Below are 15,122 nucleotides of genomic sequence, written 5' to 3' on the forward strand. Positions count from 1 at the left end.
TTCTTATCTTGAGTATCTGTTGGACAAAATAGTACACATTAATATTAAATAATTGGATAATGAACTAGAGTTTTCAGTGTAAAAAAGTGTACTTAAAGTAAATAACAAAACAGAAATGACAAATAATAATCCTACAGAGATAATAAAGTGAATTAGGCACATATCTATACAGTTGTTTAATATAACTTTTATTATATATATTTATATATATTGGCAATTCCATGGTTCACTAGTATGATATTATTGTAGGTATTTTAATTATTATTATCTAATAAAAGTTTGCCTGCTTTTAAAATTAAAAATATACATACTATTAATTATGAATTAATTAATAGTATGTAATTATGTGATTCATAATTTCTTATTTTATTGTTATATTATCAGAATATTATACAGAATGTGCTTTTCCTAGTTTTGCAAATTGTATATCTTTTGTAATGCTGTTGTTCATTTTAATATTTGTATTTAAGTTTAGTGATAGTCTGTTATTTTGAGAATTTTTCATTATGAGCATTGAACTAATAATTAATACATATGTTGTAAGTAATATTACTCTGAAAATTTCTGGTGATTTATGTTTTATAAAATAACTTGAAATGATAACACCTATATTTATAAGTGATATCACTAATCCTACAGTCCAATTTCCTATAGACCATATTGTATATTTTGTAGGCTTGTTATTTTTTTTTAGGTCTTGATGTTTTTCTATGTCTGTACTGAGTGCAATTATAGAGTATTCTGTGGCGGATAGTGAAGATAATATACCAAATATAGAACCTAGTATCAGCATGTTATGATTAATTGGTAATGCTAGAATTGCTATAGCTGAGGTAATGTGTAATCCAAGTAAACTTGCTGACTCTCCTATAAATCCTATGTGGGAGTATATTGATTTCTTTGAAAGTATGGTTTTATTTTGTATGTGTTTTTTTATTATATTAAGGTTATAAAATGTGTATACAGAATATAATGCGATAAAAAGTATTGATAATGTCGCAAAGCATAATGGTATAAGGCTTTTTATAGGTTGGTAAGCATATGGTGTTAATTTGATGATAGTTATGATATCAGATACTGCTAGTAATACTACTACAGTTATTAAGTGAATTTTTTGATAATTAAAATTCTTGTATTTCTTTACTATGTGTTGCATGTTTTTGTACGTAACATGATTAAAATAGTTAATAATATCACAAAGATCGAAATATAGATAAATTTTTTTATATATTTGCTATATATTTTGATTGTTCTAACTTTGTTAAGGTTAATTTTTTTGTAAAGAATACTTTTTGTGTTGAATTATTGTATTGTCCTAATATCTTTTGGGATAATACATATAAACTTATATAAACCTTTTTATAAATTATTGAGCAATAAAAATGTTGCTAATGTATAAGGGTAATTATTGTTAGATAATAAGATACATTAATTTTGAATTTATGATGTTTATATTTAAGTACGAATGAATATATGACATATGCTAGTAACATGAGTGTTATTTTGACCACAATTATGTGTGTTTAGGTCACACAGTATTGTAATGGTATGGTGTATGGCTAGATGTGAATTTTTATCAATTAGTATATATGCTATTTATTAAGGTTAATTGCTAATTTAGAAGATATACTGTAAGAAAAAGTTAGGAAGTTTATAATGAAGTAAAAATAGCTTAGTAGTCATTATATTATAAAATAGCTAAGTGTAAGTTGATTGCAGACTTATCTAGTGTAAATTATACTACAAGAAAGAGCATGAATAATAAGCTGGTGTACTTTAAATGGAATATTAACTTATATAATTAACTAAATTGTTTAGGATTTCAAGGGACTATTTTGTAATATTGATATTGCAATAGCTTTAAACCTATGCTATACCATTAGTTGGTTTTGAGTGGCTAGGTAGCTCAGTTGGCAGAGCGGAAGAATCATAATCTTTTGGTCGTGGGTTCGAATCCCTCCTTAGCCACACTTCCTTCTGTGAGTCTTTTGGTATTAAATGAGTACTACATTCATTAAGATCTGAACTTATGGATGACTCGATACTGAATATTAGTGTTAGTATAATAATACTTGCTACAATACATAGAATTCTAATTGTTGGTCCAAGAGGAAAATTATTTGGCCCATTGTTACTATTGTTTTGCATTCTAAATAGTGCAAAGGACTGAGTCTGTTCTAATACGTTGATTATTTTCCCTGCAAATGCTATAAGGTTAATGATAAAGACAGCTACAGATAGGTAAAACAAAGTCTTTAGTTTATTTTTATTATCATCTGTGTTCTGGTGTTTCATTCTATAATAACTGCAGTACATTAATAATGGAGCAGCTATTAGTAATTTTATTAATATACAGGTAAAATCTACAGATCCTTTGATGTGAATTGTTGATTTAGTAGTTGATACTATTTCAACATCACCAAGTGCTATTTTATTGATTGCAATTACCTGTATTATTATTGCAATTATGGTACTAATGAATTCAGCTGTATGAGCTATTTGTTTATATTTTGTTACAGGGTCTTCTTTACTCTTCTTAGAATTGGAACAAGCGGATTGTAAGTCATATGATGCTAATGAAAATAGCATAATACGTGCTAATAATACCATGCAGACATTAATAAGTAAAAGATCCTTTGCAGTCAGTTGAGAAGGAACTCTTATCAATTGTAAAAAAATTGCAAAGAGAAACACACTAAAATATATAACATTAGCACATAGTGCAATGAAATATTTTTTTGAATGCTTTGATTGTTTTAAGTAAGGCATATTTGTACATGTATTAGCACATTAACATTCCTCCATTAACATGGATAGTTTGACCTGTAATATATCTGCTTGCATCACTTGCTAGAAATAATACGACAGCTGCTACTTCTTCTGGTGTACCCATTCTTTGCATTGGTATGTGTTGCATAATATTAGCACGCTGTTCTTCTGATAAAACGTCTGTCATTGGAGTTGAGATAAAACCTGGTGCTATGCAATTTACTGTGATATTTTTGTTTGCAAATTCTCTTGCTATAGATTTACTCATAGCTATCATTCCAGCTTTAGATGCTGCATAACTTGCTTGTCCTGGGTTACCGGTTAGTGCTACGATTGATGAAATATTAATTATTCTTCCATAACCATTTTTTAACATAGCACGGCATGCACTGCGATTTATCTTAAAAGTTGTTGTTAGGTTTGTATTAATAACCTTATTCCAGTCCTCATCAGATGTACGTAATGCTAATTTATCTAAAGTTATACCTGCATTACATATTACACCGTCTATTCCTCCAATTAGTTTACAGGTATTATCAATCATGATGCTAACCTGTTCATCATTTGTAAGATCACATGCTAATGTGTGTACATTACCTAAATATTGTTCTGCAATTTTCTGTAATGTTGCTTCTTTTGTACCTGATATACATAATATAGCTCCTGCTTCATATAATATTTTAGTAATTGCTTGTCCAATACCACCAGATGCTCCGGTGATTAGGAATCTCTTTCCTGAAAGATTAAACATATTTATCTCCAAACATGTATATAAATAAAACAATTAAAGTTACATAATTTGTTTATGATGTAAATACTTAAAATATATATTTAATGCTAATATTGGAATACAAAGTAAACTTTATGCTTATGAAGTTGTATATCCGATATATTTATGAAGTATCCAGCATTATTATTTAGTAAATTATTGAATTAATTAATTTAAAATACAAAATAATTCCAAAATAAAGAACCCATTCATGCATTCTCAATTTTTGTTGTTTTAGTAAAAGAAACCCATACCAATACTACTACAATTTAAAATGCATGTGACATACATACACCAGATTAATGTATATATCACATCTATATTATAACATAATATATTCTGTTATATAAGCTTAAATTTAATATATTTTACTTTTCATTACTAAATTATGCGCTTATATGGTTAACTGTACCCAAAGAAGTTTGAATTATTTTATTTCAGATATATATCTAAAGATTGCCCTAAGTTAACATGAATAAGTATTGTATAAGGTTATGGCAAATTGGTGAGTAATATCTACTGAAGTGTGTATTTTGTAGGTTAAAGCTATGATTTAGTTACGCAACTTTACAAAGTAATTGAATAGAGATTACTTGTATTGTAACTTGTATAAGTATTTTATCATTTTGCTAAAGGGTAATTTATGTTATGTAAGTATATGCATATTAGGAATACTTTTTGAGTAATTATTTGATTTTTCTAGAATATTATTAATATTTATGGTAAACAGAATACTTGATTTTTTATTAATATGTTTAGTTACTGGTTTTGAGATAATGTTACTTAAGTGTTTTTACCACTGAGTGACAGTATTGCCGTCGCAGGTGTAAATATTATGGGAGATATAAAAAATGATAAGTGCATTACAGGTGCCTAATGAGATACGTAGACGTATGCAACTATTGTATCATACAGAAGAAAATAGTTATGCAAGATATTTAACAGAGAAAACAGAGATATCTCAAGATTCTAAGATCAGGATTTATGGTGTTGCAAAACAAATCATAGAAAAAATAAGAGGTGGAAAAAATTTAGGTATAATAGATGCATTTATGCAAGAATATGGCTTGTCAAATGAGGAAGGCATAGCACTGATGTGTTTGGCTGAATCTTTGTTAAGGGTTCCAGATGATTGTACAATAAATGATTTAATCAAAGATAAAATAGCAAATAGTATGTGGAGTAATCATATAGGTGGATCTTCGTCATTATTTGTCAATGCTGCAACTTGGGGATTATTTATAGGTGGACGGGTTCTGAAATATAATAGAGATAGTACACGTTGGTTTAGTACTGTAAATAATCTGATAAAAACAATGGGTGAGCCTATTATTAGAAAAGCAGTACAACAGGCTATGTACGTTCTGGGAAAACACTTTATAAAGGGAAAAGATATAACGGAAGCAATTGGTAATAAAAAGGAAGGTGAATTATATTCGTTTGATATATTAGGAGAAGCTTCTAAAACAAAAAAGGATGCAGAGAGATACTTTACTGAATATATGAAAGCAATAGATAGTATTGGAAAATCTATTGGTAATAATACGGGTCACTTAGTTGATAATGATGAAATATCAGTAAAAATATCTGCATTGCATAATAGATATGAATTTTCACAGATAAATGAAGTATTGGATGAAATAGTAGATAAATTACTGAGTATATGTAGATTAGCGAAGGACCATAATATTCGTGTCTGTATTGATGCAGAAGAAGCAAGTAGGTTAGAAATATCATTAATGATACTGGAAAAATTACGTTTTGATGATAGCTTAAATGGATGGGATGGACTTGGTTTAGCTGTGCAAGCATATCAAAAAAGAGCATTTTCAGTATTGGATTTTGTGGAAGATATAGCAGTGAGATCATCTCATAAGATGATGGTTAGACTTGTGAAGGGTGCATATTGGGATTATGAAATAAAAAATGCACAAGAGTTGGGATTAAACAATTATCCAGTTTTTACAAGAAAGGTATATACTGATGTCTCATATTTAGCGTGTGCACATAAGATTTTAAGTAAGCAAAATACTTTTTATCCATGTTTTGCTACGCATAATGCTTATACATTAGCAACAATATTAGAAATAGCAGATAGAGACCATCCTGGTTTTGAGTTCCAAAGATTGCATGGTATGGGTACTAGTTTGTATGAATATGTAACACAAGAATTAGCAGCAAATATAAAGTGTAGAGTGTATGCTCCTGTTGGAAGTTACCAAGATCTACTTCCTTACTTAATTAGAAGGTTATTGGAAAATGGGGCAAACAGTTCATTTATTAATCAAATGAATGATAATAATATAGCATTGGATCAATTAATAGAAGATCCATTAGAGAAAGCAAAGTCATTTGAATATATGCCTCATCCTAATATAGTGTTACCAAAAGATATATTTGGTCCTGAGAGAGTAAATTCTTCAGGTATTGATATTACAGATTCTGTTACATTAGTTGGTTTTAATGAAGAAATGAAAGAATATAAAACACATAAATTTAAAGCGTTGTCCATTATTAATGGGGAAGAAGTAGGTGGAGAAGCTATTGAGGTATTTTCTCCAGCAAATTCTGAAGATATTGTAGGTGAAGTATCGTTTATAGATCCTGCTCAAGCGGTTTCAGCATTGGATATAGCATATGATACATTTAAAGAATGGAGTAGTATGCCAGTTTCTGATCGTGCAGTGATATTAGAAAAAGCAGCTGATCTTATGGAAGAAAATAGGGCAAAACTGATAGTATTGTTGATTAGGGAAGGTGGTAAAGTTATTTCTGATGCTATTGCAGAAGTGCGGGAAGCTGTTGATTTTATACGTTATTATGCAGTTCTTGGTAGGAAAGAATTAGAGGATGCACAGAAACTACCTGGTCCTGTAGGAGAAGATAATTACATCTACTTTAGAAGTAGAGGAGTATTTATGTGTATATCTCCTTGGAATTTTCCTTTAGCAATATTTATTGGTCCAGTAGTTGCAGCATTAATTACTGGGAATGCGGTACTTGCAAAACCTGCTGAACAAACATCTATAATAGCATATGAGGCAGTAAAATTATTATATGATGCTGGTGTGCCTAAGGGAGTATTACATTTGTTGCTAGGTCATGGAAAAGAGTTAGGGGAAGTATTATTAAAGAATGAGAAAATAGCAGGAGTAGCATTTACTGGTTCTACTGAAACGGCTAGGATTATTAATCAGGCAATTGCAGAAAAAGAAGGAGCAATTATTCCATTTATTGCTGAAACAGGTGGTTTAAATACTATGATAGTTGATAGTTCAGCACTTATAGAACAAGTTACAACTGATGTGATAACATCAGCATTTAAGAGTGCAGGGCAAAGATGTTCAGCATTAAGAGTGCTATTTGTTCAAGAAGAGATAGCAGATAAGCAGATTGAAATGATTTGTGGTGCTATGGAAGACTTAGTGATCGGGGATCCTATGCTTTTAAAGACTGATATAGGTCCAGTTATAGATGATGCATCGCGTGAAATGTTATTTGCTCATGCAGAAAGAATGTCACGGGAAGGAAAGTTATTATGTAAAGTTAAGCTTGGGGAAGGTTGTGAAAATGGTTATTTTTTCCCTCCATGTGCATATGAAATAGAGAGTATATCTCAGTTAAAACGTGAAGTATTTGGCCCAATATTACATATAATCCGGTATAAAAAAGGAAATTTGCATCAAATTTTATCTGATATCAATAATACAGGATATGGACTAACATTTGCTGTGCAAAGTAGAGTACAAACTAACATTGATAATATTATTGATAATATAAATGTTGGTAATGTTTATGTTAATAGAAATCAAGTAGGGGCAGTAGTTGGTGTGCAGCCTTTTGGAGGGCAAGGATTATCTGGTACTGGACCTAAAGCTGGTGGACCATATTATTTACATAGGTTTTTAACAGAAAAAGTTATTAGTATTAATACTACTGCTTTAGGAGGAAATACGTCTTTAATGTGTTTGAATGATGAGTAAGTTTATAACTTTTGCAAATGGTTGATATTATGATATTTTAAGCATGGTTATAGGTCTTAGTGTGTTAGTGAGTGCTTAATTAAAAATTTTTAGTTACTGTATAGCTATTAAAGGTATTATAATGTCAGGAAAGTTTAAGTTTATATCAGTTTTAGTAGATAATCTTTTGTCAATACAGGGTATTATATATAACTATTTTGCTTACGATGTATATTAATATGGGTATCTATATAACTTAGTAAGTATGTTTAGTATTTTTTATGCTGAATTAAGTTGATATACAGTAACTTTGATTATTAATTAAGAGTTAAATATTATTAGTAGTGTTGTATTTTATGAGTTACTAAATAGTGTTTATTTTGAGTGTTATAGAACATTTTATTAGTATTTCACGATGGGATACTAATAATGCAGGTATTATTTATAATGTAATACAGTACATTTAATTATGTTATGTATCATATTTATGATTATTGCTACTTTTTAGTATATTCAACTGCTCTAATATAACAAATTGTAATTATATAACTTGTATGAGATCATCAAGTTACAGAACAAGGCATGTATTACTAGTTCTCTAGAAATGAATATAGATAATAAAATTCCATATATATTTAGGATAAAGTACGTTATTTAATATAGTCTAATAAGGAGATATACGATCCATAAAAAATAATGAGAATTATTTATGATACTAGCTCAAAATGAAATTGTAAATTTGTTATCGAATTATATAGAAATATTCGACATTATTTTAGTACCATACATTTATGTTGATGTATAAGTTACCAATCATGTATAGATACATAAAACAGTAACTTTATATTTTTACCAGTAAATTCTAATTTTCAATATAAGACTTAGCAAACTTAACTATCGTATCTATACTTAATTAAATCAGAATTACCTTATGATGTATTAGCTCAATAAGTTATATATAGAAGTATTAATGATGTAAAATTTATGTGTTATTATTAATACCATAAATAGCTACTATGAGAAATAGTATGATGTATTTATTAACATAGTATTCCATTATATGTTGTGTTTTAATATCATATATATAGATGTTACTAATTGGGAAATCTGATCTTTATTTATGATAAAAGGTGGCATGATGTATATAATGTTTCCTAGTGGACGTATCCAGATGTTTGATTCAACACCTTTTTTGATTATATGATCTTTGTTAATTAAGTTGTTTTCTAGTTCTATTATTCCTGTTGCACCTTTTACCCTGATATCGACAACATATTTTAATTGTTTAAATATTTCTAATTCTGATTTCAACTGAGTCTCAATTGAACTAACTTTTTGTGTGATATCTTCCATCTCAAAAAGATCAAGAGAGGCATTTGCTGCAGCACAAGCTAAAGGATTTCCCATGAAAGTTGGACCGTGCATAAAAGCATCCCCTATGTTATCTGATAAAAATGCATTGTAAACTTGTGGTATAGCTAAAGTTGCTGATAAAGTACAAAATCCTCCCGTTAAAGCTTTTCCGATTGTCATAATATCTGGAACTATTCCTGCTTGGTCACATGCAAACATGCTGCCAGTTCTGCAAAAGCCTGTTGCGACTTCGTCTGCAATAAATAATATATTGTTATCATGTGCTATATCATAAATTTCTTTTACAATACTTGGATGATGGAGTATCATTCCACCTGCTGCTTGTAATACTGGTTCTAAAATGATAGCAGCAGTATTATCTTTGATAGAATGTATAATATTTCGGAAGTCTTCTAGTTCTTTTTTATTTTGTGGCAAATGTACCCTAAATTGGGATGGGTAGTATTTGTTGAATTTGTTTCCATGGATATTTCCTGGATCAGATACTGACATACATCCCATAGTATCTCCATGATATCCATTATTGAAGGAAACAAAATGGCATTTATTTGTATCACCCATGTTATGATAAAATTGTACTGCCATCTTCATGGCTACCTCAACAGCAGTTGATCCAGAATCTGAGAAAAATACTTTTTCCATTTTTTTCTGTGGAGAGATGTTAGCAAGACGCGAAGCTAATGTATAACTCTGTTCATGTGCTAGTCCGGGAAACATAATATGAGACAATTGAGCAACTTGATCTTGTATTTTCTTGACGATGTGGGGATGAGAATACCCATGGCATACACTCCACCAACTAGATATGCCATCCAATAGCCTACTACCATCTTCTAATATTATATAACAACCATTAGCAGCTTTAACCTGTAAAGGGGGAGTTAGATTTTTCATTTGAGTATAAGGCATCCAAATATTTTTGGAACCTTTGTTAAACCATGAGCAAGGATTATGGGACATATATAGTTACTTATTTAATAAAGAAGTTTTATTACGAAATATTGTATTATAAGTTATGGATAAACAAAAGATATTTAATTTTTTTTCTTTTTTTTAAGAATAACCGTATTAGATAATTATTCAAAATCAGAATTTACTATAGTATCTATTAATATAGTAGTATTTACTTGAAGTAAGAATATATTTTGGAAGTAGATTAAATAAGTACTATGTAATTGATTTTTATGAGTATATTCTGCACGGTTTGTGTTTGGTATTTACTTTATTAAGTATTAAGTACGGAATTTATAGTACTACATAAAAACTAGGGTTGACTACATATATATTTTTTTAATTTATAGAAACATTACTAAAGTTTAAATACAGCATATAGAAAATGAGGTTAGACTTATAATGAGTGACACATAACTAATGTTTACTTGATATTAGTATTATAGTAAATATATATTTATTAATGTGATAAGTTAAGTAATACTTATAATACGCTAATTATCTAGATTATTATATCTTCTAATCAATAAATTAACTAGATTTTATAAAATAGTTCCCATATTTGAAAATATAGGAAAATATTTTTAATATACGATATGCCATAGTCTAGTAATTTGGACAGGAACTTCTATCATTTCCTAATATATGAAATGATAGTAAAAATCTTTCAATTGTTTAATAATTAGGTTTTCTGGATTATGTCAACAAAATTGCACACGCATTTTGTGTCTTGCTAACATTTTCCACAGAAAAAAATGGAAAAAGTATTTTTCTCAGATTCTGGATCAACTGCTGTTGAGGTAGCCGTGAAGATGGAAGTACAATTTTATTATAGTATCTGTGATGTAAACAAATGCCTTTTACTTTCTTTAATTAACAGCATGTTATTGAGGTACTATTAGATGTATATTAATATTTGAAGAAGTATTCATGGAGAGAAATAGAAATCTTATAATTTGAAATGTTGTAATGCGCAAGAAAGACCATATTTTGAAGACATAATACAACATTGTTCTGTAAAATGTATAAAATTACATACACAAGAAATGCATACTTTACAGATTACCGAAGAAGAAAATAAACTCTATAGGATTATGTAACGCAAAATTTTAAGACTTTACCAACGATCCTCAACGACTAATTAATAAGTTGGGAGAATTTGAAGTAATTGCAAATGACACTCTATGTAAACTACACTTTGTACTTTATATAAAAAAGAAATGTATTTGTTATTGAGTAAACTGATGTGTAATTTGTTTTGGATAAAATTGAGGATAATATTACGTGTATTTATTATTTTGAATTAATTAAGTCTAAAACATTACGAGGAATATGTTGTAATGTTATTTTATAAGTATAATTTACGATTTAGAATCCTGCTAATGTTTATAGTGTTTTTACAGAAACATTATGCATAATGTTGTTATAAATCCAATCTAGGTATTGAGTCATACTATCTACTTGATCATCATTTTGTGTATTGGGAAATGATAATATTTCCTGTTCAAAGTCACTAAGCCATGAAGCATCATATGGTAAAAATACTTTTCTGGATTCAAATATGGGAATTATTTTATAAAATCTGATTAGTTTATTAATTGTGGGTATAATGTCTATAATGGGTATTTTACTTATGTTTCTTAATTCTTGGATTAGTTGTATTCCACTTGCTTTATTTTCTATAAGAATAGCAGTTGGTTTCCAACGGTTTGCTAAATTTATTAGTATTTGCTTTAATGATTGATATTCTAATTTTTCTTTATATATATCAAGTAAGAAGAAACAGTTATTTGTATAAGACCATGTTGTACATATGCTATAATCACTGTTGTCATTAGTACAAGAAGCTGTATCCCAACTTTGAGTTATATTTGTATTGTTGTGGTTATATAATGTTTGATCATATCTTTGAAGCCATATGTACTTGATGATACCACTTGATAGAGTGATAGGATTTTGTTGATACTGAGCTGCAAAAGCATAAGACCCTAATTCTGATTTTAGTTCATTGATGTATTTTTTTCCATACTTCCAATATAGTAATTCACCTTCTTTTCTTGTATGTAGGATATTTTTTATTTTTTTCTTATATTTAAATTTCCATGGGTAAGCAAGTGAATATATTATGTGTTTTTTTTCTGATATCATGGGAAATGATAATACATGCCAGTTATTGTATAGCTTTTTCGATAGTAAGTATCCAGTCAAATCTTCTGTGTGTAGCCTATGCATAACAATTACAACTACACTATGTTTTCTGTCGTTTAATCTAGTCATAAATGATTGTTCAAACCAATTACATACGCGTTGTCTATATGTTTTACTCAATGCTTGTAAAGGATTCATTGGATCATCTATAATTAAAAAATCTCCGCCTTCTCCTGTTATGCTTCCTCCTACTGATGTTGCGAATCTATATCCCCTTTGTGAAGTTTGAAATTTTTGTTTGGTATTTTGATCTTTTGATAATATTACGTGTGGAAATAGATTTTTATACCATTCTGATTGTAGTATATGTCGATTATCTAGAGATAATTTTTCGCTTAAGGTTTGAGAATAACTTGCAACTATGATTCTTGCTTGGGGATTTAGTGCAAATATCCAAGATGGCCATGCTATACTGACACATATAGATTTTACAAATCTTGGAGGCATATTAATTATTAAGCGGTTAATTTTTCCGTTTAGTGCAGCTTCTAATCTATCTGCAATTACTTTAATGTGCCAATTATTAATAATCTGGTTGGCAGGTGAAACTGTATGAAAGCATAATTTTAGAAAGCTAAGGAAATCATGAGGCATGGAGTTGTATTGGAATATTTTGAAAAATATATTGTTTTATTTTTTACAATTTGATGTGTGTAGTATATGTTACTTTTATTATATGTTGTTAAATAGAAAATGTAAGATCAATGGTATTTTTTAATGATGTTATATATAAGATGTATACTAGATCTAATGATTTATCCTATCAGATGTGATTCTTAAGACAAAGGTTGTCAGTTTAAAATTAAGTTAAAGTAGTATATAACTTAACTGTGATTCAAACTTTACATTAATCCCTACACATGAACCAACTGTAAGCTTATCATTAATATCATTTCTTACAATATAAGAATATAGCAAGTTTGAGTTCGTATTAATCAATCTTCTTGTATACTTATTATTATTAATACCATGTTGTAAGATATTACCAGGTAATGAAAAATCATGGGCATTGCTTACTGTAAGTATAAAATAAGTTATAGCGTATTATATTATGATTAAAACATATAATTTGCTTGTAGTAATTTGTCTATTATAGATAAACTGATAATTACAATATTTTATAATTAGCACTCTAATACATAGTACTTACAGCCTTGCTCAATACTTGATTAGTACAGGTATACTGTATTAATATAAATTAATAACGTTATATTTATGAATACACTATGCATAACTTATTGTATATGTAGATCATAAATATATGATGATTTTTAAAATATGTATATTTATTAAATAATAAAAAATAACAAGATATACATATAAATTGCTGTGTTATTAAGCATTTTGTATATATTGTATACAATACACTGCAACATAGTTACTTAAGAAATACCAAAATAATGGTGTAAAAATATACTACATTAATACTACAGGTACATATAAATTATGTGTGTTTATGTTGTTCTGTGTATATTAAGTTATGAATCTATCCATTTTGTATTGTCTTGATTTCTAGAGGTGTTGTTATATCTTTAATGTTTTAGTATGAAATAAAACTGTAAGAATATATAAATGTGGTGTTACTGTAATTATTACTATTGTTTTTATTGTGATAGCAAATTTTAACTTTTAAGTTAAGAAATTTCCTGTATATGTCTATATATATTCTGTAATATAGTATCTAAAAAGCTATTTTGATATACTATATTATTATGATAAAGAATAGAACTTTACTGTTTGATAAAACATATAAATTTACTAGTAATACTAAATTATAATACTAAAAAAGTGGAGTTTGCAGAAACACTAATGCTATAGGTAATAATGAATGCTTAATGACATGGTGTGTAGTAAGAAAAACTCAGGTTATCCAATTTTATAGTATATATTTTTGTCAAGTACTATGAAAGAATAAAAAACTATAAACTTTGTTATGTGTAACACACGAGAAAGAAGTTTATTAATTGTAAAAATTATTGTTACTTATAAAGTAGTAAAGTTTAGGTTATGTATGTACTAATACTTTAATGTCAAGAATAAGGTTGAAACAGTGTCAGAAATATATAGAATTCTTTATTATTATTAAATACAAGATCTGTAAAGGTTGAAGTATTAAATAAGAATATCACAATGTTAGCAGTGAAAATTAATAGTTTTGCTTAAGATATTACATGATAATTATCTATGTAATAACAAAATAATTTTAGTGTAAGATCAAAGAGTATAGATGAAAGAAATATAAATCTTATAGTTTTTTAAGATTAATTGTATAAAAGATTTATGATAATTTATTTATAGGAATAACAGTATTGCCTTTTAAATATCTTATCAGATATATACAAAAAGTGTTGCTCTTAAAACTATCTCTAATGCTTTTAATTCTACTAAACTTTATTTAATTTTTGTATTGTATTAATTTGTAGATAATTAGCTACCGTGGCATTAATGTTAAATTTGAAATTCTAAAATCATTATTGTGATTTTTGTATTTTGTTTTTTTTAAGTCATTTATTGTAATATTGTATATGATTAAATTGACATCTAACAATAGAGATGGTACAGGTAATATTAGTTTAAGTAAAAGGTTTAACAGCTTTAAAAAATTAATTTTTTTTTTTGATTTATAGCCAGATTTCTTTTTAGCTTGAGAACCTCTACCAAACTTTTTTGCGTCTCTTATATTTGAAGTGATGGTTTGTCCAGCACGTTGTGTTGGATCCATTTGATGTGCAATAGTTGACATCAATAAACTTCTAATTTCTACTTTAATGTCTTTTTTTACTGTATTTAGTGTTAGATGTCTTTTATTTATTGCTATATATTTTTTTTTACTTATACTCCTTGATACGTTTTTACATTTATATAAATTTTGTTTTAGTTTTTTTAGTTCTACATGTACATATCTTAGTTTTTTTAAGTCATGAGACTTATTAATAAATTGATGTATTTTTTTTATCTTTAATTTTGATGGGGACAGCATCTGTTATGCTAATTGTATAGGGTATGATAAATACTAATATATTAGTGTAAATCTTTTCTTAATCTAAATATTAAGTATTTTCTTTAATAAGAATATTTAATACTTTAAC

At 27.8% G+C, this 15,122-nt stretch carries 6 protein-coding genes and 1 tRNA gene; 2 read left to right on the forward strand and 5 right to left on the reverse strand.

Translation table 11 applies throughout. From position 1 onward, the window contains the following. Positions 1-388 precede the first annotated feature (388 nt). Positions 389-1,156 (reverse strand): hypothetical protein, encoded by a 768-nt coding sequence (locus tag EDL80_RS02075; RefSeq protein WP_158406551.1) that lies wholly within the window; start codon positions 1,154-1,156, stop codon positions 389-391. A 739-nt stretch (positions 1,157-1,895) separates the two neighbouring features. Here EDL80_RS02075 and EDL80_RS02080 point away from each other — a divergent pair. Next, positions 1,896-1,968, forward strand: a tRNA-Met gene (locus tag EDL80_RS02080). An 814-nt stretch (positions 1,969-2,782) separates the two neighbouring features. Here the strand turns inward: EDL80_RS02080 and fabG are convergent. Continuing rightward, on the reverse strand, positions 2,783-3,520 hold the full coding sequence (gene fabG, locus EDL80_RS02085; protein ID WP_158406552.1) for a 3-oxoacyl-[acyl-carrier-protein] reductase: 738 nt from the start codon (positions 3,518-3,520) through the stop codon (positions 2,783-2,785). A gap of 869 nt (positions 3,521-4,389) precedes the next feature. On the opposite strand from fabG, the gene putA reads away from it, so the two are divergent. Continuing rightward, positions 4,390-7,521 carry a bifunctional proline dehydrogenase/L-glutamate gamma-semialdehyde dehydrogenase PutA gene (gene putA / locus EDL80_RS02090; RefSeq protein ID WP_158406553.1) on the forward strand — a complete coding sequence of 1,044 codons (3,132 nt, stop codon included), beginning with the start codon at positions 4,390-4,392 and terminating at the stop codon, positions 7,519-7,521. 1,035 nt (positions 7,522-8,556) lie between these two features. On the opposite strand, the gene EDL80_RS02095 is transcribed toward putA, so the two are convergent. From EDL80_RS02095 to EDL80_RS02110, 3 genes are all read right to left on the reverse strand, one after another. Continuing rightward, the gene (locus EDL80_RS02095) at positions 8,557-9,834 is read right to left on the reverse strand and encodes an adenosylmethionine--8-amino-7-oxononanoate transaminase (protein WP_158406554.1); all 1,278 of its coding nucleotides are present in this window, start codon (positions 9,832-9,834) and stop codon (positions 8,557-8,559) included. Between the two features lie 1,377 nt (positions 9,835-11,211). Beyond that, complete coding sequence (terL, locus tag EDL80_RS02105; RefSeq protein WP_158406556.1) at positions 11,212-12,627, reverse strand: phage terminase large subunit; 1,416 nt, start codon at positions 12,625-12,627, stop codon at positions 11,212-11,214. A 1,837-nt stretch (positions 12,628-14,464) separates the two neighbouring features. Next, a complete protein-coding gene (locus EDL80_RS02110) occupies positions 14,465-15,013 on the reverse strand; it encodes a hypothetical protein (RefSeq protein WP_230957224.1) in 549 nt (182 codons plus the stop codon). Positions 15,014-15,122 lie beyond the last annotated feature (109 nt).

This window comes from Ehrlichia ruminantium (genome assembly GCF_009728835.1).
In the GTDB taxonomy this organism is placed as follows: domain Bacteria; phylum Pseudomonadota; class Alphaproteobacteria; order Rickettsiales; family Anaplasmataceae; genus Ehrlichia; species Ehrlichia ruminantium_B.